This is a genomic window from Rhizobiaceae bacterium, assembly GCA_023953845.1.
Classification (GTDB): Bacteria; Pseudomonadota; Alphaproteobacteria; order Rhizobiales; family Rhizobiaceae; genus Arvimicrobium.
Genome location: JAMLJC010000001.1, coordinates 2,522,752 through 2,547,500, shown reverse-complemented (window position 1 = coordinate 2,547,500; position 24,749 = coordinate 2,522,752). Strand labels below are relative to the sequence as shown.

22 protein-coding genes and 1 pseudogene (1 of these 23 running past the window's edge) are annotated in these 24,749 nt (G+C 65.5%); 7 read left to right on the top strand and 16 right to left on the bottom strand.

Going from position 1 to position 24,749, the window contains the following annotated elements; genetic code table 11:
• A protein-coding gene (locus tag M9955_12385) for a M23 family metallopeptidase (GenBank protein ID MCO5082442.1) crosses the window boundary here: on the top strand, window positions 1-361 show its 3' portion. 1,595 nt of this gene lie to the left of the window's left edge; 361 of the gene's 1,956 nt are visible here — the last part of the coding sequence; the start codon falls outside the window, past its left edge; the stop codon is at window positions 359-361.
• Window positions 362-393: 32 nt separating this feature from the next.
• Here the strand turns inward: M9955_12385 and M9955_12380 are convergent, their stop codons facing one another.
• The 7 genes and pseudogenes from M9955_12380 to prfA all read right to left on the bottom strand — a co-directional run bounded on the left by M9955_12380 (window position 394) and on the right by prfA (window position 9,459).
• Window positions 394-1,884, bottom strand: coding sequence for a L,D-transpeptidase (locus M9955_12380; GenBank protein MCO5082441.1), 1,491 nt, complete (start codon window positions 1,882-1,884; stop codon window positions 394-396).
• 165 nt (window positions 1,885-2,049) lie between these two features.
• Window positions 2,050-2,415: an MmcQ/YjbR family DNA-binding protein gene (locus tag M9955_12375; protein MCO5082440.1), complete on the bottom strand. Its 366-nt coding sequence runs from the start codon at window positions 2,413-2,415 to the stop codon at window positions 2,050-2,052.
• 92 nt (window positions 2,416-2,507) lie between these two features.
• A complete protein-coding gene (locus tag M9955_12370; protein ID MCO5082439.1) occupies window positions 2,508-3,455 on the bottom strand; it encodes a helix-turn-helix domain-containing GNAT family N-acetyltransferase in 948 nt (315 codons plus the stop codon).
• 148 nt (window positions 3,456-3,603) lie between these two features.
• On the bottom strand, window positions 3,604-6,219 hold the full coding sequence (gene clpB, locus M9955_12365; GenBank protein ID MCO5082438.1) for an ATP-dependent chaperone ClpB: 2,616 nt from the start codon (window positions 6,217-6,219) through the stop codon (window positions 3,604-3,606).
• Window positions 6,220-6,526: 307 nt separating this feature from the next.
• Window positions 6,527-7,150, bottom strand: a pseudogene (locus tag M9955_12360) (DUF4167 domain-containing protein).
• Between the two features lie 312 nt (window positions 7,151-7,462).
• Window positions 7,463-8,332, bottom strand: a complete 870-nt coding sequence (prmC, locus tag M9955_12355; GenBank protein ID MCO5082437.1) for a peptide chain release factor N(5)-glutamine methyltransferase — start codon at window positions 8,330-8,332, stop codon at window positions 7,463-7,465.
• A gap of 47 nt (window positions 8,333-8,379) precedes the next feature.
• Window positions 8,380-9,459 (bottom strand): peptide chain release factor 1, encoded by a 1,080-nt coding sequence (gene prfA / locus M9955_12350; protein ID MCO5082436.1) that lies wholly within the window; start codon window positions 9,457-9,459, stop codon window positions 8,380-8,382.
• Between the two features lie 142 nt (window positions 9,460-9,601).
• Between prfA and M9955_12345 the strand changes: the two genes are divergently transcribed.
• Window positions 9,602-9,850, top strand: a complete 249-nt coding sequence (locus M9955_12345; protein ID MCO5082435.1) for a type II toxin-antitoxin system Phd/YefM family antitoxin — start codon at window positions 9,602-9,604, stop codon at window positions 9,848-9,850.
• Window positions 9,843-10,184: a hypothetical protein gene (locus tag M9955_12340; GenBank protein MCO5082434.1), complete on the top strand. Its 342-nt coding sequence runs from the start codon at window positions 9,843-9,845 to the stop codon at window positions 10,182-10,184. Before M9955_12345 ends, M9955_12340 begins: the two co-directional genes overlap by 8 nt.
• Window positions 10,185-10,230: 46 nt before the next feature.
• Here M9955_12340 and ptsP read toward each other — a convergent pair whose 3' ends face one another.
• The 3 genes from ptsP to M9955_12325 all read right to left on the bottom strand — a co-directional run bounded on the left by ptsP (window position 10,231) and on the right by M9955_12325 (window position 15,131).
• Window positions 10,231-12,501, bottom strand: a complete 2,271-nt coding sequence (gene ptsP / locus M9955_12335; GenBank protein MCO5082433.1) for a phosphoenolpyruvate--protein phosphotransferase — start codon at window positions 12,499-12,501, stop codon at window positions 10,231-10,233.
• A 69-nt stretch (window positions 12,502-12,570) separates the two neighbouring features.
• Complete coding sequence (locus M9955_12330) at window positions 12,571-13,845, bottom strand: aspartate kinase (GenBank protein MCO5082432.1); 1,275 nt, start codon at window positions 13,843-13,845, stop codon at window positions 12,571-12,573.
• A 194-nt stretch (window positions 13,846-14,039) separates the two neighbouring features.
• Window positions 14,040-15,131, bottom strand: coding sequence for a citrate synthase (locus tag M9955_12325; GenBank protein ID MCO5082431.1), 1,092 nt, complete (start codon window positions 15,129-15,131; stop codon window positions 14,040-14,042).
• 75 nt (window positions 15,132-15,206) lie between these two features.
• On the opposite strand from M9955_12325, the gene M9955_12320 reads away from it, so the two are divergent.
• Window positions 15,207-16,415: a citrate synthase family protein gene (locus M9955_12320; protein MCO5082430.1), complete on the top strand. Its 1,209-nt coding sequence runs from the start codon at window positions 15,207-15,209 to the stop codon at window positions 16,413-16,415.
• Window positions 16,416-16,448: 33 nt separating this feature from the next.
• Here the strand turns inward: M9955_12320 and M9955_12315 are convergent, their stop codons facing one another.
• The 3 genes from M9955_12315 to M9955_12305 form a co-directional block, all read right to left on the bottom strand.
• Window positions 16,449-17,858, bottom strand: coding sequence for an adenylate/guanylate cyclase domain-containing protein (locus M9955_12315; GenBank protein MCO5082429.1), 1,410 nt, complete (start codon window positions 17,856-17,858; stop codon window positions 16,449-16,451).
• An 89-nt stretch (window positions 17,859-17,947) separates the two neighbouring features.
• Window positions 17,948-18,709 carry an ABC transporter permease gene (locus M9955_12310; GenBank protein ID MCO5082428.1) on the bottom strand — a complete coding sequence of 254 codons (762 nt, stop codon included), beginning with the start codon at window positions 18,707-18,709 and terminating at the stop codon, window positions 17,948-17,950.
• Window positions 18,706-19,647, bottom strand: coding sequence for an ABC transporter ATP-binding protein (locus tag M9955_12305; GenBank protein MCO5082427.1), 942 nt, complete (start codon window positions 19,645-19,647; stop codon window positions 18,706-18,708). The genes M9955_12310 and M9955_12305 overlap by 4 nt, the downstream gene beginning before the upstream one ends.
• Before the next feature lie 184 nt (window positions 19,648-19,831).
• Here M9955_12305 and ubiG point away from each other — a divergent pair, with 184 nt between their 5' ends.
• The 3 genes from ubiG (at window position 19,832) to M9955_12290 (ending at window position 22,394) form a co-directional block, all read left to right on the top strand.
• Window positions 19,832-20,584, top strand: coding sequence for a bifunctional 2-polyprenyl-6-hydroxyphenol methylase/3-demethylubiquinol 3-O-methyltransferase UbiG (gene ubiG / locus M9955_12300; protein MCO5082426.1), 753 nt, complete (start codon window positions 19,832-19,834; stop codon window positions 20,582-20,584).
• 150 nt (window positions 20,585-20,734) lie between these two features.
• Entirely contained in the window at window positions 20,735-21,379 is a 645-nt protein-coding gene (locus M9955_12295; GenBank protein MCO5082425.1) for a DUF47 domain-containing protein, read from the top strand.
• A gap of 7 nt (window positions 21,380-21,386) precedes the next feature.
• Window positions 21,387-22,394 (top strand): inorganic phosphate transporter, encoded by a 1,008-nt coding sequence (locus tag M9955_12290; protein ID MCO5082424.1) that lies wholly within the window; start codon window positions 21,387-21,389, stop codon window positions 22,392-22,394.
• A gap of 15 nt (window positions 22,395-22,409) precedes the next feature.
• Here M9955_12290 and M9955_12285 read toward each other — a convergent pair whose 3' ends face one another.
• From M9955_12285 to M9955_12275, 3 genes are all read right to left on the bottom strand, one after another.
• Window positions 22,410-23,294, bottom strand: a complete 885-nt coding sequence (locus M9955_12285) for a DMT family transporter (GenBank protein MCO5082423.1) — start codon at window positions 23,292-23,294, stop codon at window positions 22,410-22,412.
• Window positions 23,295-23,452: 158 nt separating this feature from the next.
• Window positions 23,453-23,878, bottom strand: coding sequence for a DUF1178 family protein (locus M9955_12280; GenBank protein MCO5082422.1), 426 nt, complete (start codon window positions 23,876-23,878; stop codon window positions 23,453-23,455).
• Window positions 23,875-24,738, bottom strand: coding sequence for a carbon-nitrogen hydrolase family protein (locus tag M9955_12275; protein MCO5082421.1), 864 nt, complete (start codon window positions 24,736-24,738; stop codon window positions 23,875-23,877). The genes M9955_12280 and M9955_12275 overlap by 4 nt, the downstream gene beginning before the upstream one ends.
• Window positions 24,739-24,749: the final 11 nt, after the last annotated feature.

Below are 24,749 nucleotides of genomic sequence, written 5' to 3'. Positions count from 1 at the left end.
GGCCGGGTGGGCGAGCGGTTACGGCAAGCAGACGATCATCCGCCACGCTAACGGATACGAAACCTCGTACAACCATCAGAGCGCCTTCGCCAAGGGCATACAGCCCGGCGCGCGCGTCCGGCAGGGTCAGGTGATCGGCTATGTCGGCTCGACCGGCCTGTCGACCGGCGCGCATCTGCACTACGAGATGATCGTCAACGGCAACAAGGTCGATGCGATGCGCGTGCGCCTGCCTACCGGCAGGGTGCTGAAGGACGCGGAGCTGGAAGCCTTCATGCTTGAACGCGACCGCATCGACGCGCTGCTCGCGGAAGAGAACGGCGATTCGCTGAAGGTCGCGAGCGCCAAGGTCACCAACTGAGCCGGCCGGAGCCGGCGCCTTCGCCGCGAAGTCTACTCCACGAACTCGACCGGCACACCCGCCTTCACGATCCGGGCGAGTTCACGCGCGTCCCAGTTGGTCAGCCGCACGCAGCCGTGGCTCTCGGTCTTGCCGATCTTCGACGGTTCCGGCGTGCCGTGAATGCCGTAGGTCGGCTTGTCGAGCGCGATCCAGACCGAGCCGACCGGCCCGTTCGGTCCCGGCGGGATCGTCAGCACCTTGTCGTTCTCGCCCTGCTTGAAGTTGAGCTTCGGATTGTAGGTGTAGTTCGGGTCGAGCGCGACGCGGCTCACCGCGTGGATGCCCGTCGGCGATGGCGTATCGGAAGAGCCGATGGTCGCCGGATAGGCGGCGACCAGCTTGCCGGCCGCATCGTAGGCGCGCACCTGCTTGCGGCCCTTGTCCGCGATGATCCGCGCAACAGGTGCGGAGACGAGCTGGCCGAAATTCGCGACCTTGATGATGGTGCCAGGGCGGTTGAAGTTCGCTTCCGGATTGAGCGCCTTCAGATAGGCCTCATCCATGTGGAAGCGCTCGGCAAGCATCTCGGTGACCGAGGTGAAGCTCATGCGTTCGAGCTTCGCCTTTTCGCTGTAATCCTCCGGCACGGAGGCGATGTACGGTCCCGCGGCATCCTCGGCGGTGATCTGGTAATCGGCGAAGGCGTCGCCGCCCGATTCGGCAAGCCGCTTCCTGATGCCTTCCGCATCGGTGGACTTCAGATTGTCGCCGGTCAGTTCGCGATAGGCCGCCAGGGCCTTGTCGACATTCGAGCCGAAACGGCCGTCGATCACGCCCGGCGATGCGCCCTTGCGGTCGAGCAGCACCTGCAACGCCGCCACTTCCGGCCGCGACGCGAAACTCGGCGTCTGCTCGACAATGCCGGTGCGCGGGGCCTCGATGATAGGCTCCGTGGAACCAGTGGGCTCGCCGTCGCCCGGCTCAGCCTTTGCCGTTTCCGTGCTTTTCCTAGGTGCGGTACCGGCGTCGTCAAGCGGCTTGCGCTCGATCGGCTGCTGGCGCGCGGAGCGCGGCTCATCGCCGGGCCGCGCTGCCTCGTCGCGCGGAGCTTCCGGAAACTCGCCGAACGATTCGTCCGGATACTCCTCGTAGGGCGCGATGCGCTCTTCATAGCGGCCCTGCCGCTCGCGCAGGAGGCGCGGCCGCTCCAGCACGACACCGTCCTCGTAGCCCGGATCCTCGCCAAGGAACTCGTCCTGCCTGTCGAGCTCGCGCTGGCGCTGCTCCCGGCGCCACTCCTGCCGCGTCAACCGGCGCGGTTCGACAGCGACAACCTCGCCGGTGGCCCGGTCGACCAGCACCTGCCGTCCATAGCGGTCGTAGTAGACGTCGATCTCGCCCATCTGCGCGAACTGGACGCCCTGGGCAACACGCGGCGCTGCCGCCCGATCGTCTGCGACGGACACGGCCGCCATCGCCGTCGTGGCCGACAGAGCCGTCGCCGCCGCGATCGCCGAAAGCAGAATTTCCCTGCGGAACATCAAATATGTCTCCACGTCAGCCGCTTCCGTCCGAGTCGGCGTCATCGCTGCGGCCAAGCCCCATGGCCGGAGAATGTCAAACCAAGCCTATTCGTTCCAACATGAACGCGGCATGAAGATGGCTGAAACGCACGCGGATTTCGGCACGAAATCAATCCCATGCCGTCACGATCCGTTGAGGCCCAGCGCATCGCGCAGCCTGCGCGTCAGTTTTGCCGCCACCAGCCGGTGACTTTCGCGCAGATAGTCTCGCAAGCCCCCGTCATCCATCGATTCGGCCGTCCGGCGCTGAATCCATTTCATGCCGCGCGAGGCGAGATAGGGCGCAGGCCTCAGGCCGGGCTGCTCCCTCAATATGTCGTAGGCGATGTCCGAGACTTTGAAGGTGACCGCCAACCCCTCCCCGTCGTCCCATCCGCCGATGGCGAAAACCTTGTGGCCGACCTTCCAGACATGCGCGCCGCCCCACTGGACGACATGATGCGTCGCCGGCAAGGAGGCGCAGAAGGCGTTGTAGTCTTCGAGGGTCATGGCCGAGGCGTTCTCCAGCTCTGCCGTCGCAGCTTAACCCGACAGGCGGGGTCCGCCAAAACGGCGCATTGCGATGTTGGGGTTCACCTGAATCAGCCACCCCGCGGCCTTGCAAAGCGCTGCTCCAGAACCTCGCTTCCCCACTCGCGGCCGGAACGTTCCTCAACGCAGATAAAGCCGTGGGTTTCGTAGAGGTGCCGCGCCGCCGACAGGCCGCTGAAGGTCCAGAGATGCGTCTCGGCAAAAGCCTGCCGGTCGGCGAAGGCAAGCGCGGCGGACAACAGCCTGCCGCCGACGCCACCGCCGCGCACGCCGTCATCGACAATGAACCAGCGCAGATGCACGATGTCGCCGCCCAGATCCTCGCCGTCGATCGCAACGGAGCCGACGATCTCGCCATTACGGACCGCGACCCAGATTCCATTTCGCGGATTGTCGAGCCTGTCGCAGAAGCCGGCCAGCCCGCTGGCGACGACCGATTCGAAACGCTGGCCGAAACCCGATGTCCGCGCATAGTAGAGCGCGTGCATCTGCGTTACCCGCGCAATGATGCCCGGCCGGTATCCACTCGCGATCTCGATCCGCTGAAAAGCCGGGCCTTTCTCGACATCAGACGAAAGCGCATCCGCATAGAGGCGGAGCCCTTCCAGAACCGTCCTATCCTGTCCCGGAGCCAACCGTCCAAGCGCGCCCGCCACCTGAGCGCGCGCGAAGCCATGGATGGCGGCGACGCGCCGTGCGCCGGCTTCGCGCAGGACCAGCCGCTTGACGCGGCTATCGCCATCATCCGCCTCTTCACGAACGTCTCCCGAAAGCACGAGCTTGCGAAGCATCCGGCTGACGCTCGACTTTTCCAGACGCAGAAGGCTACCGAGATCACGCGCGGTGATGCCCGGACGCGCCTCGATCTCGATCAGGGCATGGACGGCCGACGGGGACAGCTCCGTGCCGGCGAAATCGCCGCCCATGAAGCCGAGTTCACGAACGAGCCGGCGTGAAGCTGCACGGATGTGCTCAAGGGCGGGAAAGTCTTCAGACACGGCGATGTCCAATATGGTTGTACGATGCAACCATATAGTCTCGTGAGCCTTCCGCCAATAGCAATTGCCACTGCGGCGGAGCAGCAAAGAAAAAGCGCTCCCGCCTTGCGGCGGGAGCGCTCTTGTCAGATGCCCGTCATCGTGCGGCTCAGGCCGCTTCGGCTTCCTCGTCCGTCTCGACAACGCCCGGTGTGGCGCGGAAGTTCAGCCGGTCGGAGCCGGCGGTGATCTTCACGCGGGTGCCGTCCTTGATGTCGCCGACGAGGATGCGCTCGGCCAGTGGGTCCTGCAGCTCCTTCTGCAGCACGCGCTTCAGCGGACGCGCGCCATAGGCGGGGTCGTAGCCCTTGCCCGCCAGCCAGTCGATCGCCTCGTCGTCCAGATCCAGCGTGATCTTGCGATCCGCCAGCAGCTTCTCGAGCCGGCCGAGCTGGATCGAGACGATCTTGTCCATGTCCTGACGGCGCAGGCGATGGAACAGGATCACCTCGTCGACGCGGTTCAGGAACTCCGGCCGGAAGTGCGAACGCACCACACCCATCACCTCGTCGCGCACGGCATCGACATCCTGATCCTCCCTGAGGTTGACCAGATATTCGGCGCCGAGGTTCGACGTCATGATGATCAGCGTGTTGCGGAAGTCGACCGTGCGGCCCTGCCCGTCCGTCAGACGGCCGTCGTCCAGCACCTGCAGGAGCACATTGAAGACATCCGGATGCGCCTTCTCGATCTCGTCGAACAGCACGACCTGATAGGGCCGGCGGCGGACGGCCTCGGTGAGCGTGCCGCCCTCCTCATAGCCGACATAGCCGGGAGGCGCGCCGACCAAGCGGGCCACGGAGTGCTTCTCCATGAACTCCGACATGTCGATGCGCACCATGGCGTTGTCGTCGTCGAACAGGAAGGCGGCGAGCGCCTTGGTCAGCTCGGTCTTGCCGACGCCGGTTGGGCCGAGGAACATGAACGAGCCGATCGGCCGGTTCGGGTCCTGCAGGCCGGCGCGGGCGCGGCGAACGGCCTTGGACACCGCCTGCACCGCCTCGCCCTGGCCGACGACGCGCTTGCCGATCTCGTCTTCCATGCGCAAGAGCTTATCGCGCTCGCCTTCCAGCATCTTGTCGACCGGAATGCCGGTCCAGCGGGAAACGACATGCGCGATGTGGTCCGGCGTCACGGTCTCCTCGACCATGCCGCCCTTGCCGTCCTGCGCCTCGGCTTCCTTGAGCTGCTTCTCAAGCTCCGGAATGCGGCCATAGGCAAGCTCGCCCGCCTTGGCAAAATCGCCCTGGCGCTGGGAAATGGCCAGTTCGTTGCGCGCCTCGTCGAGCTGCTTCTTCAGATCCGCCGCAAGACCGAGCTTCTGCTTTTCCGCCTGCCATTTCGCGGTGAGCGCCGAGGATTCCTCCTCGAGCCCGGCGAGTTCCTTTTCCAGACGGCCGAGCCGATCTTTCGACGCGTCGTCCTTTTCCTTCTTGAGCGCCTCGGCCTCGATCTTCAGCTGCATGATGCGGCGGTCGACCTCGTCCAGCGCCTCGGGCTTGGAATCGACCTGCATGCGCAGGCGCGACGCCGACTCGTCGACAAGGTCGATGGCCTTGTCGGGCAGGAAGCGATCCGTGATGTAGCGGTTAGACAGGGTCGCGGCTGCGACCAGGGCGGAATCCGAGATGCGCACCTTGTGATGCTGCTCGTACTTCTCCTTGATGCCGCGCAGGATTGAGATGGTGTCCTCCACCGCCGGCTCGTCGACGAAGACGGGCTGGAAGCGGCGGGCGAGCGCCGGGTCCTTCTCAACATGCTTGCGGTATTCGTCCAGCGTGGTTGCGCCGACGCAATGCAGTTCGCCGCGGGCGAGCGCGGGCTTCAGCAGGTTCGACGCGTCCATCGCGCCATCCGCCTTGCCGGCGCCGACCAGCGTGTGCATCTCGTCGATGAAGAGAATGATGCCGCCGGCGGCCGCGGTGACCTCGTTGAGCACGGCCTTCAGCCGCTCCTCGAACTCGCCGCGATATTTCGCGCCGGCGATCAGCGCGCCCATGTCGAGCGCCATCAACTGCTTGTCCTTCAACGATTCCGGGACGTCGCCATTGACGATGCGCAGCGCCAGACCTTCCACGATCGCCGTCTTGCCGACGCCAGGCTCGCCGATCAGCACCGGGTTGTTCTTGGTGCGGCGCGACAGGACCTGGATGGTGCGGCGAATCTCGTCGTCGCGGCCGATGACCGGATCGAGCTTGCCGGCGCGGGCCTCGGCGGTGAGGTCGCGGGCGTATTTCTTCAGCGCGTCATAGCCCTGCTCGGCGGAAGCCGAGTCGGCCGTGCGGCCCTTGCGGATGTCGTTGATCGCGGCATTCAGCGCCTGCGGCGTCACGCCCGCCTTGGCGAGGATATCCGCCGTCTTGGCCGACTTCTCCATGGCCAGCGCCTGCAAAAGCCGCTCGACGGTGACGAAGGAATCGCCGGCCTTCTTGGCGAGATCCTCGGCAGTGGAAAACACTTTCGCCAGCGGCTGGGCGAGATAGAGCTGGCCGTTGCCGCCCTCGACCTTCGGCAGGGCGTTCAACGCCGCGTCGACGCCGAGTTCGACCGCCTTGGCATCGCCGCCGGCGCGCTCGATCAGCGAGGCGGCGAAACCTTCCTCGTCGTCGATCAGCGCCTTCAGGATATGCTCGGGCGTGAACTGCTGGTTGTTGCGGTTGAGCGCATATTGCTGGGCGGACTGGATGAAGCCGCGCACGCGCTCAGAGTATTTCTCAAGGTTCATATCTGTCTCCGTTCCCCAATCGGCCCGCTTTGCGGCACCACATTGGCCAAAGTTGACGGACCTGCTCGTTGAGCCAGGTCAATTCTGGAGTGATATGGGAAAAGGGCGGCTGTCTCTCAAGACGCCGCAAGCCGCTTCATGCAAAAAGAAACGGCGGGGAAATCCCCGCCGTCGGCACATTCAGATTGCCGGTGCGCGCGGCTCAGCTCTCGACCGGCTCGAAAGCCGGCGCGTCGGATGCGGGCGACGCGGACTCGGCCACGCCCGGCTGATCGCCGTCGGCGCCTGCCTGTTCGGCCGCGGCATCGCCGCTCTGGTTCTGACGGCCGCGGCCGCGACGAGGGCGGCGGGGACGGCGAAAACCGCCTTCCTCGGCCTCGGCATTCGCCTGATGCGGGGTATTGCCGTTGACTTGCGGCTGGCGCTCGGCCTCATTCTCCTCGCCCGCTGCCTCCGGGTTCAACGCCACCTCGGCGGGCGTACCCTCGATTACCGGCTGCGGACCCAAGCCATCCTCGGCCTGCGGCTGCGGCTGGCCGCTGTGCGCATGAGGCTGACCGCCATTGCCGTTGCTCTGGTAGGAGGGAGCGAAATCGTCGCCGTCCTCGTCTATCTCGTCATCGAGATCGCTGCGCGGCGGCTGCACGTTCTGGATGGGCATCTGCGCCTGCGCCGCCGCGATGATGCGGTTGTAGTGCTCGGCGTGCTGAAGATAGTTTTCCGCCATGACGCGATCGCCGGAACTCTGCGCGTCGCGCGCCAGCGTCGCGTATTTCTCGGCGATCTGCTGCGCGGAACCGCGTATCTTCACGTCCGGACCGTTGCTCTCGTAGGTGCGGGTGAGTGGATTCGGTCCGCGGCGATTGTTGTTGTTATTGTTGTTATTATTGCTGCGGCCGCGCATGCGCCGGTTTTGCTGTTGTGGCCTCATCCGATTCTCTTCAGGTTGAAAGTGTTGCCGCGAAACGGCTTCAGGTCCGTCTGCGCATTGGGCGGTCTCGCCCGCTATCAGCCGCGCCTTGCGCGACGTCGTCCAATTCCGGTTTCAAATCTGTTTCCGGACACCCCGAACAAAGCCCGAGCGTCGCCTTATCGAACCGTCGCCGCTGTTCCTAAGGGGACCGAATCGCCAGGTTCGCTGCCTGCTTCGTTTCATCCGGTTGCAAGGACCCTAGCGACATTCGCGTCCATTGCCAAGCGGTTTATCGCGGTTTTCCGGGCTTAACCCCTTGGAAAAGACAGGTTAAGCCTTCGAGAAGACAAGCACCCTGACGCGTCCCGAGAGGTCCATCCCGGTCTTCTTCAGCGCGAAGCCGGCGCCTGAAAACAGGCGGCTCACGCCATCGAACTGATCATACCCTATCTCGACCGCAACGACCCCATCACGTTCAAGGTGATTTGCCGACTGTGTCGCAATGACGCGGTAGGCATCAAGGCCATCCGCTCCGCCGTCCAACGCCCTCCTGGGGTCATGTTCGCGAACTTCGCGCGACAACGCCTGGACCGCTTCGGAAGGTATATAGGGAGGGTTTGCGACGATTGCATGAAATTTTTCGGTCACGGCCGAGAACCAGTCGGAACGGCGCGCTTCGAAGCGCTGCGCGAGTCCGTGGTCGACGGCATTGGCGCGCGCCGTCGCCAGCGCGTCGGCGGATACGTCCACTCCGACAGCGGTCGCGGCGGGAAGCTCCCGCAGCAGGGCCAGCGCGATGGCGCCGGTGCCGGTGCCGAGATCGAGGATGCGCGGCGCCACGCCCCCCGCCTGCCGATCGCGCAGCAGAGGAAGCGCTGCCTCGACCAGCGTCTCGGTGTCGGGTCGCGGCTCCAGCGTTTCCGCCGAAAGCCTGAGCCGCATGCCCCAGAAATCACGGTGGCCAAGGATCCTGTGGACCGGTTCGCCCGCGAGGCGGCGTTCAAGCGCTGCCTCGAAGGCGGCGGCCTTTGCCGGCTCAACATGCATATCCGGCCTGGCGATCAGATCGCTATAAGCCATGCCGGCGATGTCCTCCAGCAATAGCCGGGCATCGAACTCCGGCGTCTCGACGCCGGCGTCGCCGAGCAGGGTGCGGGCATGGCGATAAAGTTCGGAAAGAGTCGAAGAAAGGGGGGTCATGGCCCGGCAGGACGGAGGGGGCGCGAAACAGCGTTACACGCCATGAGCTAGCCGTTGCCCTCGACGTCCGCCAGCAGCTTCGACTGATGATCGGCGATCAGCGCGTCGATCACCTCTTCAAGCTCGCCTTCCATCACGCGGTCGAGCTTGTAGAGAGTCAGGTTGATGCGGTGATCGGTCAGCCGTCCCTGCGGGAAATTGTAGGTGCGGATGCGCTCGGACCGGTCACCCGAGCCGACCTGCAGCTTGCGGGATTCGGAGCGCTCGTCGGCAAGGCGAGAGCGCTCCTGATCAAACAGGCGGGCGCGCAGTATCTGCATGGCGCGGGCGCGGTTCTGGTGCTGCGATTTTTCCGCCTGCACGACGATGATGCCGGTCGGGATATGGGTGATGCGCACGGCGGAGTCGGTCGTGTTGACGTGCTGGCCACCCGCGCCCGACGCCCGCATGGTGTCGATGCGGATGTCTTCGGGGCGAATCTCGATATCGACCTCTTCGGCTTCCGGCAGGACCGCGACCGTAGCGGCGGAGGTGTGGATGCGGCCCTGCGCCTCCGTCGCCGGCACACGCTGGACGCGATGCACGCCGGATTCGAATTTCAGCTTCGCGAAGACTCCCTTGCCGGCGACACTTGCAATGATCTCCTTGTAGCCGCCGACCTCGCCTTCGCTCGCCGAAACGATCTCGACGCGCCAGCCCTGCGACGCGGCGTAGCGCTCATACATGCGGAACAGATCGCCCGCGAAGAGCGAGGCCTCGTCGCCGCCGGTGCCGGCGCGGATTTCGAGGATCGCGCTCCTTTCATCGGCGGCATCCTTCGGCAGGAGCAGGATCTGGATGTCGCGCTGCAACGCCTCGATGCGCTCCTCGACGGCGGGCAGATCCGCCTCTGCCAGTTCGCGCATCTCGGCGTCGGTCGCCTTGTCGTCCAACATGGCGCGCAGGTCGACCGCCTCGGTCTCGGCAGCGCGTAATCCCCGCACCTTGCCGACAATCTCCTGAAGATCGGCATATTCCGACGCCATCTTCACATAGGCATCGGGCTCGACGCCGGCCGCCATCTGCGCCTCGAGCATGTCGAAGCGCTTGACGACCTGGTCCATGCGGTCACGGGGAAGGTTGATCATGCTCTGCCTGCTGTCTGAAGCGATGCGGCATATCGGAGATCGCGCCAAAGCTCAACGCGGGGTGCCGAAGCGCTATCGGACAAATATTGGATATTGCACAATTTGTCTATTTTATCCATTATAGACCGAACAGGAGACTCTCATGCGCCGTTACCCGTCAAGCGAACTGAAACAGCACCTCGGCGATGTCCTTGCGGTGGCAAGCCGCGAGCCGGTCGCAATCACAAAGCACGGCAAGTCCCGCTTTGTCCTTATGAGCCTCGAAACCTATGAAGAGCGCTTTCCCGAGGATCCCCGGCGAAGCTACCGGATCGAGGATACACCCGACGATCATCTCGCAATGTTCGAGAAGGCTCTGAAAGAGTTTGATGGGGAAGCCGAGCGTGGCTAAGCCGCGCTCGGGCGACATCTGGGACTATCCCTATTTGTGGCAATGGCAACATGAAGGCCTTGAGACCGAGGGGCGAAAGAGCCGGCCTGCCGCTTTCGTCACGGTGATGCCTGGCCAGGGAGGAAGCACCAACCTCCTCATATTACCGATCACCTCCTCGCCGCCGCAAGATCGTATCGCTATCGAAGTCCCGCAGATCGAGCGGCGGCGGGCCGGGCTCGACGACATGCCGCTTTGGGTCGTGATCGACGAATACAATCACGATCTGCTCGAACGCTCCGTATCGGAGCATTCAGTGGGGCTTTTCATCGACGCGTGCTGGAAAGCTTCGTAAAGGCGATCCGCGAAAAGCGGAGTCGACGTATTCCGCGCCGCTGACGCTACAGCGGTATGCCGCGCTCCTGCGCGAAGCCATGCAGCAAAGCGCGCATCGGCAATTGCGCACTGGGACCCTCAAGATTGTCGTCGATGAAGGTCTTCAATTCGTTGACGGGCGTCTCGATGAGCATCGCCTTCACCGGGCCGATCGAGGCCGGCGACATGGAAATGGAGCGGAAGCCGACGCCGATCAGCGCCAGCGCCGAGATCGGCTTGCCGGCAAGCTCGCCGCAAAGCGTCACCGACGTATCGTTCCGTTCGCCGGCGGCGGTGATGGTCCGCAGCACGCGCAGGAACGGGACCGAAAGCGGATCGAAGCGATCGGAAAGCTGGGTGTTGCCACGGTCCGTCGCCATGACGAACTGGAAGAGGTCGTTCGAGCCGACCGAGACGAAATCCACCGCCTGCATCAATTCGTCGAGCTGGAACAGCAGCGACGGCACTTCCAGCATGGCGCCGACCTTCAGGATGGTCGGCAGGTCGTGGCCGAAGCGCGACAGATGCCGCACCTCCTTGTCGATGATCTCGCGCGCCTGCGCGATCTCGCCGAGTTCGGTCACCATCGGCAGCATGAGCCGCAGCTCGCGGCCGCCGGCGGCGCGCAGCAAGGCCCGCAGCTGCGTGCGCAGCAGACCCGGACGGTCGAGCGTCAGCCGGATCGCCCGCCAGCCGAGAGCGGGATTCTCCTCATGCGCGGCGTTCTTGAAGTAGGGCAGCACCTTGTCGCCGCCGATGTCGATGGTGCGGAACGTGACCGGCTTGCCGCGCGCCGCATCCAGCACGTCACGATAGAGCCGCTCCTGCTGCTCGGCGCGCGGAAAGGTGGCGGCGACCATGAACTGCAGTTCCGTGCGGAACAGGCCGATCCCTTCCGCGCCGGAATCGGCAAGCTGCGGCAGGTCGACGGCAAGACCGGCATTCATCAGCAGGTCGACCTTGACGCCGTCCTTCGACATGGCCGGTTGCGACCGCAGCCCCCGGTAGATCTCCTGCCGGCGGGCGCGGAAGCGAACTTTTTCGGCGAAAGCCGCCTCGACGTCCGGCTGCGGGCGCAGATGGACGATGCCTTCCTCGCCATCGACGATTATGGCGTCGCCGTTCTCCGCCATGGAGACCGCGCCCTTCATCTGGCCGGCGACGGGAATGCCCATGGCGCGGGCGACGATGACGACGTGGCTCGTCACCGCGCCATCCTCCAGCACGAGGCCGCGCAGCTTCTCGCGCGGATAGTCGAGCAGTTCGGCCGCGCCCATGGAACGGGCGACGATGATCGCATCCTTGGGCAGAGCAGCGGCGACATCGTCAGGCGCGCGGCCCATCAGCTGCCGCAGCAGCCGGTTGGCGAGATCGTCGAAATCGCTCATGCGCTCGCGCAGATAGGGGTCCGTCATGTGCATCATGCGGGCGCGCATGTCGCTCTGCACCTTCTCGACGGCCGCTTCCGCGGTGAGGCCGTTGCGGATCGCCTCCTCCAGCCGGCGCACCCAGCCGCGGTCGTTGGCGAACATGCGGTAGGCTTCGAGCACGGCGCGATGCTCGCCCTCGAATGCTACGTCACGGCGCGACAGCATGTCGTCGATCGATAGCCGCAGCGAGCTCAGCGACGCTTCAAGGCGGCGTATCTCCTCCTCGCTGTCCTCGTTGAACAGGTTGGTGACGACGATGCGCGGCTCGTGCAGCACGACATGGCCGAGACCGATGCCCTCGTTGAAGGACAGGCCGTTGAGGCTGACCGGTTTCGTCAGGTCCAGTTCGAGGCCCGGACGGGTGAGCCGCGCCAGATCGCCGGTGGCGATCATCTCGGCGATCACCATGGCGGTGGTTTCCAGCGCCTCCAGCTCGTCCTCGCGGTAGACGCGCTTGGTGCGGTTCTGCACGACGAGAACGCCCAGCGTGCGCCCGGCGCGCAGAACCGGCACGCCAAGGAAGGAATTGTAGATCTCCTCGCCCGTTTCCGGCAGGTATGCAAAGGCCGGGTGCTGCTGCGCGTCCGACAGGTTGAGCGGACGGGCGCTGGCCGCGATGGTGCCGACGAGGCCCTGCCCCAGACGCAGCTGCGCGTGGTGCACCGAGCCGGGGTTGAGGCCCTCGGTGGCGTAGAGTTCCAGCACGGAGTCGGCGCGCAGCACGTAGAGCGAGCAGACCTCCGCCACCATGTTGGAGGCGATCTCACGCACGATGCGGTCGAGCCGCGCCTGCGGCTCGAGCGGCTCCGCCATCAATTCGCGGAGCCTTTTCAGCAATACGCGCGGGCCGCCGCCCAGGTCACGCATTCCGGCTCTCCAAGGCCTGAAGCCGGCAGGCACGCGGCCACCGGCGAATCCCGACGAGATCTCGTCCGGCTAATGCTTATCCAGCCCGTAGACCGAATGCAAAGTCCGAACAGCGAGCTCGGTGTAAGGGCCGTCGATCAGGATCGATATCTTGATCTCCGACGTGGTGATGGCGCGGATGTTGATCGACTTCTCCGCCAGCGCCCGGAAGGCGGTGGCGGCGACGCCGGCATGGCTGCGCATGCCGATGCCGATCACCGAAACCTTGGACATGCCCTCGTCATGCTGGACGACGTCGAAACCGACCGTCTTCTTCAGCTCGTCGAGCACGGCCAGCGCCTTGCCGACGTCGCCCGACGGCACGGTGAAGGTCATGTCGGTCGACTTGCCGTCCTCGGAAATGTTCTGGACGATCATGTCGACGTTGATGTTGGCCTCGGCCAGCGGGCCGAAAATACCGGCGGCGACGCCGGGGCGGTCGGCCACGCGGCGGAGCGAGATCTGCGCCTCGTCCTTGGCGTAGGCTATGCCGGTCACGACTTGCTGTTCCACGATTTCATCCTCGTCGCAAATGAGCGTTCCAGGCGGATTGATGAGATCGCCCATGCCGGGCGCGTCCGGATCGTCGAAGGACGAGCGGACGAAGGTGCGCACCTTGTGCACCATGGCGAGTTCGACGGAGCGGACCTGCAGCACCTTGGCGCCGAGCGAGGCCATTTCGAGCATTTCCTCGAAGGTGATCTTGTCGAGGCGGCGGGCCTTCGGCTCGATACGGGGGTCGGTGGTGTAGACGCCGTCGACGTCGGTATAGATGTCGCAGCGGTCGGCCTTGACAGCGGCGGCGATAGCGACCGCGCTGGTGTCGGAACCGCCGCGACCGAGGGTGGCGATGCGGTTGTCCGGCGCGATGCCCTGAAAGCCGGCGACGACCGCCACCTGCCCTTCGCCAAAACGCTTTATCAGGAAGGAGCCGTCGATCTCGGCGATGCGCGCCGCACCATGGGCGTTGTCGGTCCTGATCGGAATCTGCCAGCCCTGCCAGGAGCGGGCGTTGATGCCCATGGACTGGAGCGCGATGGCCAGCAGGCCGGCCGTCACCTGCTCGCCCGAGGCGACCACGGCGTCGTATTCGCGCGCGTCGTAGAACGGCGCATTGGAGCCGGCGACCTTCGGCATGTTCTGCACCCAGCCGACCAGCTCGTTGGTCTTGCCGGCCATGGCCGAGACGACGACCGCGACCTCATGGCCCGCTTCGACCTCGCGTTTGACGTGACGCGCCACATTGTGGATGCGGTCAAGATCGGCGACGGACGTTCCGCCGAACTTCATCACGATGCGCGCCATGGGAACGGAATGCCCTGTCTGCAGTCCTGGGCGTCAAGCCTTGGAGATTGTCGGGAAAGCGCCGCGGAAACCACAGCGCCGAATGCGGCGCCTCCATAGCCAAAAGACGCCGCATCCGCAAGTTGGCCGGTTGTACTGCGCCTGACCGCCGCAACCTTCCCCGGATTTTCCGCAGGCCGCCCGGATCGCAGTCTTCAATCGGCAGGCATCGTTCCGACATAAGCCGCCGCTGGCCGAAGCAGGCGGCCGTTGCGCTGCTGCTCCATCGCATGCGCGGTCCAGCCGGCCGCACGCGCCGCCGCAAAGACGGGCGTGAAGGCCTGTCGCGGGATACCGAGCGCGTCAAGAAGGATCGCCGTGTAGAACTCGACATTGGTGTCGAGCGCGCGATCCGGCTTCGCCCGCGCCAACGCCTGCCGCGCATAGGCCTCCACCTCGGCGGCGAGGCCGAGTTCGGCTTCGCTCCTGCCGAGGCTCATGACGGCCGCCTTCAGCACGTCGGCGCGCGGATCGCGCACGCGGTAGACGCGATGCCCGAAGCCCATGAGGCGCTCGCCGCGCGTGAGCGCGGCATCGATCCACGGCGCGATGCGGTCGCGGCTGCCGATGGCGTCGAGCATTTCCAGAACCGGCCCAGGCGCGCCGCCATGCAGCGGACCGGTCAGCGCGCAATAGCCCGCGGTGACCGCCATGAAGAGGTCCGCGCCCGTCGAGGCGACGACGCGCGACGCGAAGGTCGAGGCGTTCATGCCGTGGTCCGAGACGGTGACGAGATAGGTGTCCAGCGCCCTCGCCTCGGCATCCGAAGGCAGCGTGCCGCGAAGCATGCGCAGCGTATCGGCGGCGTGCGAAAGGTCGGGGTCCGGCCGCACCGGCGCTTCGCCGCGCGCGGCGCGGACAATGGCGGCGGCGATCACCGGCATGGCGCCGACGATGACGGCCTCCGGCTCCAGCCCGCCACGCGGCCCGAGGCCGGCAATGGCTGCACGGAAGGCGGGCACCACCGGCATTCCCGCAGTCGCGGCGAGCAGCGAGGACAGCATGTCGAAGGCCACCAGCCGCGCCGCCGCAAGTGCGGCGCGCACATGCTCCGGATCGCGCTCGACACCATCCGCCAGCGACCATAGACGCGCCGCCACGGCCTCGAAGCCAGCGCCGACGGCCAGTCGCTCCACCCGTTCGCCAGCGATCACCAGCACGCCGCGCTCGCCGTCGATGGCCGAAAGGCGCGTCTCGGCGGCGGCGACGCCGTCCAGGCCGATCAGGGATTTGGGGTGGTGAGTCATCGTCTTTCTCCGTGTTCTTTCGGAGGAAGATCGCGACACTTCACATATTGATCAATCTTGATTAGCTTGATCAATATGAAAAATCCGCGTGAACCCCTTTATCTCACCGCCCGGCAGGCGGCCGGCGAACTCTCGGTGTCGCCCGCCACGCTCTATGCCTATGTCAGCCGGGGGCTGATCCGTTCGGAGCCGATCGAGGCATCCCGCGAACGGCGCTACCGCGCCGAGGATGTGCGCGCCCTGAAAGGCCGCCGCAGCGAAAGCAGCGCACGCGGCGCGGATGTCGAGCAGCCCGTCATCGAGACCGCCGTGAGCACCATCACCGAGGCGGGACCGGTCTATCGCGGCGTCGATGCCATCGGGCTGGCCGCCGAGGCCACGCTGGAGCAGGCGGCGACGCTTCTGTGGGATGTCAGCGGCATCGATCCGTTCGGCGCCGACAACCTGCCGGTGATGAGCGAGACAATGGGGGCGATCCTCTCGGCGTCGGCGGCATCGCCGCCGCTGCCGCGCGCCGTGGCCGTGCTGGCGCTCGCGGCGGAGGCCGATCCGCAGGCCTACAACCGCTCCGCCGAAGGGCGTGCGCGGATCGGGGCACGCATCGTCCGCCTCGTCTCCGCAGCAATTCTCGGGACCGCGCCTTCGGCAGACCCGATCCACGCGCAGATCGCCCGAAGGTGGGCGAGCCCGCGCACCGACGCGGCGGCGCTGATACGGCGGGCGCTGGTCCTGCTTGCCGATCACGAACTGAACCCTTCCACCTACACGCTACGCTGCGCCGCCTCGACCGGCCTCAACCTCTACGACGCCACCATTGCCGGGCTGGTCGCGCTGAAAGGGCCGAAGCATGGCGGCGCAGGGCTGCTGGCTGCGCGGCTGGTGGACAGCCTTGCGGAAGCCGACCTCGACGAGACGATCCGATCCCGTGTCGCGCTCGGCGAGGCCATGCCGGGCTTCGGCCACAAGGTCTACCGGACCAGCGATCCCCGCGCCGACGACCTTCTGGCCGCGCTCGCGCGGTCGGGCACGGACCCAAGGCTGACCACCGAAGCGCCGCGGCTGATCGCCGAGGCGACCGGCCTGTTCCCCAACATCGACTATGCGCTCGCCGTGATGGTGCGCACGCTCGGCCTGCCGACAGGATCGGAGATAGCCCTCTTCGCCATCGCCCGCACCGCCGGCTGGATAGCGCACGGCATGGAGCAACTGGCGAGCGACAGGCTGATCCGGCCTGGCGCGCGCTATATCGGCGCGCTGCCCGGGCGCGCACGACATGGCGGCTGAGCAACCACCGGACGCACCGGATGGAACCGCGCCTCACGGAATGGCGTAAACCTGCATCTCGTGACCGATGCCGCGCAGCGTTGCGGGCCGCGCCTCGGGGCTGAGCGACCGGCCACGCAGGAGGTCCGCCGTCCTGGTGTCGCCGACCACCGCTTCCGTGGCGAAGATCAGATGGGAGTTCGCCAGCCCCTGCACGCGCGAGGCGATGTTGACCGTCTGGCCGAAATAGTCCTGGCGTTCGTTCATCGCCACGGCGATGCACGGCCCTTCATGGACGCCGATCTTGAGCAGCAGGTCTTCGCTGCCACGCTCCTCGTTCAGCCGCCGCATGGCGTCGCGCATCCGGAGAGCGGCCGCCACGGCGCGGTCCGGCGTCGGAAAGGTGGCCATGACGGCGTCGCCGATGGTCTTCACCACCGCGCCCGCCTCGGCGGCCACGATTTCGTTCAGCACCTCGAAATGCGACTGCACGATATCGAAAGCCACCAGATCGCCGACGCGCTCGTAGAGTTCGGTGGAGCCGCGCAGGTCGGTAAAAAGGAAGGTCAGGCTGGTGATCTTCAGGCGCTGGCCGACATCGAGCGAATCCGCGTGGTAGAGATCGCGGAACGTCTGGTTCGTCAAAAGGTGCTTCGCCGTCAGGAATGGCCGCCGCCTGCCGAGCATGTCGTGCAGCACCTCGCCCGCGATGCAGATGCTGGGCAGAACGCGCACGTCGGCGCGGTTCTCCAGAGAGAGCCGCAGCGGGCCGGGCTGCATCTCCAGCGTCTTGTTGTGGGTGTGCGCCCTGTCGTAGCCGATGGACAGCGACTGCCGCTCCTTCGTCGGCTCGCCCTTGACGTCGATGAACTGCACGCCGTGGGTCACCGGCTCGAAGATGATGATGAATTCGGGCGGCAGCTGCACCGAAAGCACCGCCTTCTCGCCGGGGTCCAGCTCGACGTGATCGATGACGAACTGGTCGATCGTCTCCTCGTAGCCTTCCTCCGGCAGATCGACGCCGGAGCCCCAATAGATCTGCCGGTAGTATTCGGGCAGCGGCAGCTCGTCCGGCGCATGCGCCTCGAGCTTGCGCACGCGAGGGCTGACCGTGAACGTCACCTCGACCATCTCGTCCAGCGTGGGCGAATAATTGTCGGCGCAGAGCGCGCAAATGTAGCTTTCCTTGCGGATGGTCTTGAGCGACGCATTGGTGTCCAGCACTCCGCCGCAACCGGGGCAGAGCACGTTCCACGCCATGTCGAACAGCCCGATGCGGGCGCCGTGCAGGAAGGCGGCGATCGTCTTCTCCGGGTCGAGCCCGTATTTTCCGGCGAAAGCCAGCGCATTAACGCGGTTGAGATACCGGTCCGGCGCGTCGGCGACCAGCCTCTCGATGGCATCGACGACATCGTTGTCGGCGGCCTGGCGGAGTAGCCCGAACATGCTGCTGGCGTGGCTCATGGCAGTAGCTCACTGACTGCAAAGGCTGCGGCGAATCTACTCCAAGCCCCCCGTATCCGCAAGAAACCCGTCGGCCCCGCGCCGGCCCGTCACTGTTTCAGTTTGTAGCCGGTCCGGAATATCCAAGCGACAATGGCGATGCAGGCGAGCAGGAAGGCGAGCGTCGCCATCAGGCTGATGCCGACGCCGACATCGGCGGTGCCGAAGAAGCTCCAGCGGAAGCCGCTGACCAGATAGACGACGGGATTGAAGTAGGAGACCGCGTGCCAGAAGGGCGGCAGCATGTCGAGGGAATAGAAGCTGCCGCCGAGAAAAGTGAGCGGCGTCACGATGAGCAGCGGGATCAGTTGCAGCTTCTCGAAGCCGTCCGCCCAGATGCCGATGATGAAGCCGAAGAGGCTGAAGGTCGTCGCGGTGAGCACCAGAAACAGCAGCATGACGACGGGATGCTCGATGCGGAGCGGCACGAAAAGCGACGCCGTGCCCAGAATGATGACGCCGAGGATGATCGACTTGGTCGCCGCCGCGCCGACATAGGCGATGACGATCTCGACGAAGGAGACCGGCGCCGAAAGCAGTTCGTAGATCGTGCCGACGAACTTTGGAAAATAGATGCCGAAGGAGGCGTTGGAGATGCTCTGCGTCAGCAGCGAGAGCATGATGAGGCCCGGCACGATGAAGGAGCCATAGTGAATCCCGTCCACTTCCTGGATGCGCGAGCCGATGGCGCCGCCGAAAACCACGAAATAGAGTGAGGTGGAAACCACGGGCGACACGATGCTCTGCAGCAGCGTGCGGAATGTCCGCGCCATCTCGAATGTGTAAATCGCCTGGATCGCGCGCAGGTTCATTGCTGCTGCCCCACAATGCCGTGGCTGACGAGGTTGACGAAAATGTCCTCGAGAGAGGTCTGCTCGGTGTCGAGATCGCGGATGCGGATGCCGCTCGCCATCACATCCGACAGCAGCGCGGTCATGCCCGTGCGCTCGCCCCGCGAATCATAGGTGAAGACCAGCGTCCGGCCCTCGTCGCGCAGCTCCAGCGGATATTTGGCGAGCGCATCCGGGATCGCGGAAAGCGGTTCCTGAAGTTCGAGCGTCAGCTGCTTCCTGCCGAACTGCCGCATCAGCGTGCGTTTTTCCTCGACCAGCATGAGCTGGCCCTTGCTGATGACGCCCACCCGGTCGGCCATCTCCTCCGCCTCCTCGATATAGTGGGTGGTGAGGATGACGGTGACGCCGGTGTCGCGTAGCCGGCGCACCAGCTCCCACATGTCGCGCCGAAGCTCGACGTCGACGCCGGCGGTCGGCTCGTCGAGAAACAGAAGCTGCGGTTCGTGCGACAGGGCCTTGGCGATCATCAGGCGGCGCTTCATGCCGCCCGACAGGGTCATGATCTTCTGGTCCTTCTTGTCCCAGAGCGAGAGATCGCGCAGCACCTTTTCGACGAACCCGGGATTCTTCGGCTTGTTGAACAGGCCCCGGCTGAAGGAGACGGTCGCCCAGACCGTCTCGAAGGCGTCGGTGGTGAGCTCCTGCGGGACGAGGCCGATTATCGCGCGGGCGGCGCGATAATCGCGAACAATGTCGTGGCCGGCCACCTCGACCGAGCCGGAACTGGCGTTGACGATGCCGCAGACGATGCTGATCAGCGTGGTCTTGCCCGCCCCGTTCGGCCCGAGCAGCGCCAGAATCTCGCCCTTGCGCACGTCGAGGCTGACGCGCTTCAGGGCCTGGAAGCCGTTGGCATAGGTTTTGGAGAGATCCTGAACGGAAAGAATCGGCTGCATGGAAATGGCTGATCCAAAATGGCTGCCCTGCATATAGGCAGACCGGCGACGCCCGCAATCGAACTCGCCCATGAACTGCCATCTGCTGACATCGGCTCCCGACCCTGCAGGCCAGATGAAAATTGCTGCCTTGACTTTCGAGGCCTCCCGCCCGACTTGATTCTGCCGCGAGGAGACAACGCCCATGCCCGAAGCACGACGATCGACCATCGACGTAGAGGAAGTCGAACGTTTCTCCGCTCTCGCCGCGGAATGGTGGAACCCGAACGGCAAGTTCAAGCCGCTGCACAAGTTCAACCCCGTGCGGCTCGCCTATATCCGCGACCAGATCGCGGAGCGGTTCGGGCGCGACCCGCGCGCGGCGCGGCCGCTGGCGGGCCTGCGCATCCTCGACATAGGCTGCGGCGGCGGGCTGCTGTGCGAGCCCATGGCGCGGCTCGGCGCGGACGTGGTCGGCGCCGATGCGTCGGAGACCAATATCGAGGTGGCGAAGCTTCATGCCGCCGAATCGAAGGTCGAGATCGACTATCGCGCGACGACGGCCGAAGCGCTGGCCGAAGCCGGCGAAAAATTCGACGTCATCCTCAACATGGAAGTGGTGGAACACGTCTCCGACGTGCCGCTCTTCGTCAATGCCTGCGCCGGCATGGTAAAGCCGGGCGGGCTGATGTTCGTCGCAACCATCAACCGCACCCTCAAGGCGCTGGCGCTCGCCATCGTCGGCGCCGAATACGTGCTGCGCTGGCTGCCGCGCGGCACCCACCAGTTCAGCAAGCTGGTGCGGCCGGAGGAACTGGAAAAGGCGCTGACCGACGCCGGCATGGGCATCGTCGACCGCACGGGGGTCGTGTACAACCCGCTCGCCGACCGATGGCAGAAGTCCAGGGACATGGACGTCAACTATATGCTGCTCGCCGAGAAACTCTCGGTGGTCTGACCAAAGTTCAGGATCTGGCCGCACCGCCGGGCGCATCGGATCGAACTTCCTTGCGCAGCTGTGCGTTTCGCAAAATCGGAAATTGTTTAAGCGGCTAAAGTCGTGCGAAAAGGCGCGGACGATCGCTCGCGACAATGGTGGATTGCGGACATGATGGGCTGGTTCAGGCGGCTGCTGCCGCGCGAAGACAAGTTCTTCGACCTTTTCAACGCGCACTCCAAGGTGCTGGTCGGCGGCGCCGAAGCGCTGGAAAGGCTGCTGGCCGGCGGCGAGGGCGTCGCGACCGAATGCCGGCGCATCGTAGAGCTGGAGGGCCAGGCCGACGCGATCACCGCCGAGGTGCTGGCCGCCGTGCGGCGCAGCTTCATCACGCCCTTCGACCGCGGCGACATCAAGGACCTCATCCAGTCCATGGATGACGCCATCGACATGATGCACAAGACGGTCAAGACGGTGATGCTGTTCGAGCAGGACAGCTTCGACCCGCGCATGCGCGAGATGGGCGGCATCATCGTGCAGGCGGCCAAGCTGACCGCGCAGTCCATCCCGCTCCTGGAAAAGGTGAGCGCCAACGCGCCCCGACTGACGGCCCTCGCCGAAGAGGTGATGAGGATCGAGGGGCGCTCGGACGAATTGCACGATCTCGGCCTGAAGGAACTGTTCAAGACGCACGGGCGCTCCGACCCGATGGCCTACATGATCGGACGCGAGCTCTACTCGGAGCTGGAGAAGGTCATGGACCGCTTCGAGGACGTCGCCAACGAGATCAGCGGCATCGTGATCGAGAACGTCTGACCTTCACATGGACGTCACCCTCGCCCTGCCCATCCTCGTCGCGCTGATCGGCGTCGCGCTGGTCTTCGATTTTCTCAACGGCCTGCATGATGCGGCCAACTCCATCGCCACCATCGTCTCGACGCGGGTGCTGAGGCCGCATTACGCCGTGGCCTGGGCGGCGTTCTTCAACTTCATCGCGTTCCTGTTTTTCGGCCTCCACGTCGCGGAGACGCTGGGCACCGGCATCATAAGCGCCGACATCGTCGATCCGACCGTGATCTTCGCCGCGCTGATCGGCGCGATCGCCTGGAACGTCATCACCTGGCACTACGGCATCCCGTCGAGCAGTTCGCACGCGCTGATCGGCGGCATGGTCGGGGCGGGTCTCGCCAAGGTGGGGCTGAGCGCCATCGTCTGGAAAGGCCTCATCAAGACGTCGGCGGCCATCGTGCTGTCGCCGCTCACCGGCTTCATGCTGGCGCTGATCCTCGTGCTCATCGTCTCGTGGGTGTTCGTGCGCAGGACGCCCTTCGCCGTGGACAGCACGTTCCGCGTCCTGCAATTCGTCTCCGCCTCGCTCTATTCGCTCGGCCATGGCGGCAACGACGCCCAGAAGACGATGGGCATCATTGCCGTGCTCCTGTACTCGCAGGGGATGCTCGGGCCGGAATTCTACGTGCCGCTGTGGGTCGTGCTGTCCTGCCAGGCGGTGCTGGCGCTCGGCACCCTGTTCGGTGGCTGGCGCATCGTGCACACGATGGGTTCGAAGATCACGCGACTCAACCCCATGCAGGGTTTCTGCGCCGAGACGGGCGGCGCGCTGACGCTGTTCGGCGCGACCTGGCTCGGCATTCCGGTCTCAACCACGCACACCATCACCGGCGCGATCATCGGCGTCGGCGCGGCGCGGCGGGCGTCCGCCGTCCGCTGGGGCGTGGCAAAGGGCATCGTCGTCGCGTGGATCATCACCATTCCGATGGCCGGAGCCATCGCGGCAGCGACCTACTGGGTGACGACGCTGATCGCTGGGTGACGGGCCTTCCGCCGGTCAGCCCTTCTGCGCCTTCGTGGTCATCGCGACGCCGGCGCAGATGATCGCCGCGCCAAGCCACGTCAGCAGCGCATAGCGCTCGCCGAAGACCAGCATGCCCGAGATGAGGCCGATGGCGGCCGCGACATAGCTTATCTGGCTGAGATAGACCGGCCCGCCGACATCCTGCAGGCGAAAATAGAAGGCATACATCGCCGCGGCCGAAACGATCTGCGCGACGACGAGCAGCGGCATATCGGCGAGCGCGGCGAAAGCCCCTCCCCCGTCCACCGCGAGCGATCCGGCAAGCAGCATGATCGCCGCGGCGACATGGCTGCCGACCGCCAGTTCGATCGGCCCGGTCCCGGACGGCCAGTCCAGCGTGCGGTAGACGTTGCCCACCGCGAGGCTGACCGGCATCAGGAGGCCGATCACGATCCAGAACAGGCCTGCCGAGCCGCCGCTGCCGCCGCGCGTCATGGCGACGATGAGGGCGCCGGCGAAGCCGATCGCGATGCCGGCGACGCCAAGGCCGGTCGGCCGCCTGACGCCGAGGAGGATGGAGAACACCAGCGTGACGACCGGCGACAGGGTGAACATGATGCCCATGTATCCGGTGCCGAGATGCGGCATGGCCGAGAACATCAGGAGATTCGGGATGGCGTAGGAGACCGCGGCGGTGATGAGAAAGTAGCGCAGATTATGCGGCGTCAGCACCAGCCTGCCGCGACGTGCGCGCAGCACGACAAGCAGGAGACCGCTCGCACCTGCCGAAATGATGAAGGCCCACAGGATCGGCGACACGCCGCCGTCGGTCGCCAGCTTGCCGAACGGCAGGTTGAGGCCGAGCATGGTGCCGGTGACGAGCAGCAGGGCCAGGGCGGAGTTCCAGACGCGAGACATGGAAAGCGGCCCTGCTGATGGAATCGGCTAGTCGAACCGCTACACTGACCTCATCGCGACCGGCGGGAATGGGCCAGACGGACATCGCGATACGGGTCAGGCCGGAGCAATTATCCGTATTTGCGGACGCAAAACCGTTTCACTTTTTCTGGAAATGCTCAGTTCTGTTCGTCCGGGAATACCGGAATCGGCATGAAATCGACGCCGTCGTCGATCAGGCCCTTCGCCTCCTCGGCCGTGGCCTCGCCGTAGATGCCGCGCGCTTCCGTCTCGCCGAAATGGATCTTGCGCGCCTCCTCGGCGAACTTGTCGCCGACATAATCGGCATTCTCGCGCATCTTCTGCGAGAGCGCCTTCAACTCGGCCATGGCACGCCGCTGCTGCTCGCCCATGGCGAGCGCCATCTTCTCCTGCTTGCGCGAGGTGGAGACCGCCGGTGCCATCAGCGCCTTCTCGACCTTGTTGGAACCGCAGGCCGGGCACTCGACGAAACCGCGCTTCTTCTGCGTGTCGAAATCGTCGTTGCTGCGGAACCAGCCCTCGAATTCGTGGGCGTGCTCGCAGTGGAGGGAGAAGCGGATCAAGATGCGGCCCTCAGGGCAGGCGCGGCGTCGCCGGTCGCAGCCACCTTGAATTCGCGGGCGTTCCTGAGGTTCGGAATTTTCCCACGCGCCGCCACGGAGGCTTCGGTGTCGATCTCGGCGACGGCGACACCCGGGGCATTGCCGTCGACCTCGGCAACCACCCTGCCCCACGGATCGACGATCAGCGAATGGCCGTAGGTCTCGCGACCGTCCTCATGCACGCCGCCCTGCGCGGCCGAAACGACCCACGCGCCGTTCTCTATGGCGCGGGCGCGGATCAGCACATGCCAGTGCGCCTCGCCGGTCTGGCGGGTGAAGGCCGCCGGCGTGGTGAGCACGTTCGCGCCGGCCAGCGCCTCGGCGCGGAAAAGCTGCGGGAAGCGCAGATCGTAGCAGACCGCGAAGCCGAGCCGGGCGAAGGGCAGGTCGACGACGGCCGCGCTCTGGCCGGGCTCGTAGGTCGCGGATTCGCGCCAGCTCTCGCCATTGTCCAGATCGACGTCGAACATGTGGATCTTGTCGTAGGTGGTGACGAGGCCGCCTTTCGGATCGAACAGGAAGGCGCGGTTGGCGATCTTGCCGTCCGGCCGCGCGATCGCGGTCGAGCCGATGTGGAGATAGATGCCGAGTTCGGAAGCGAGGCGGCTCGCGGCGCCGGCGATCAGATCCTCGTTCTCGGGCTTGAGCGACGCACGCAACGCCTCCTTGTCGCGCAGCAGCGCGCCGGTCATCTCCGGCGTCTGGACATAGTGCGCACCTTGCGCGACCGCCTCGCGCACCAGCTCTTCCATGGCCTTCGCGTTGCGCTCGACGCTGGTGCCGGAACGCATCTGAACGGCCGCAGCCCTGAAAACACCCATCGCCTCGCCCT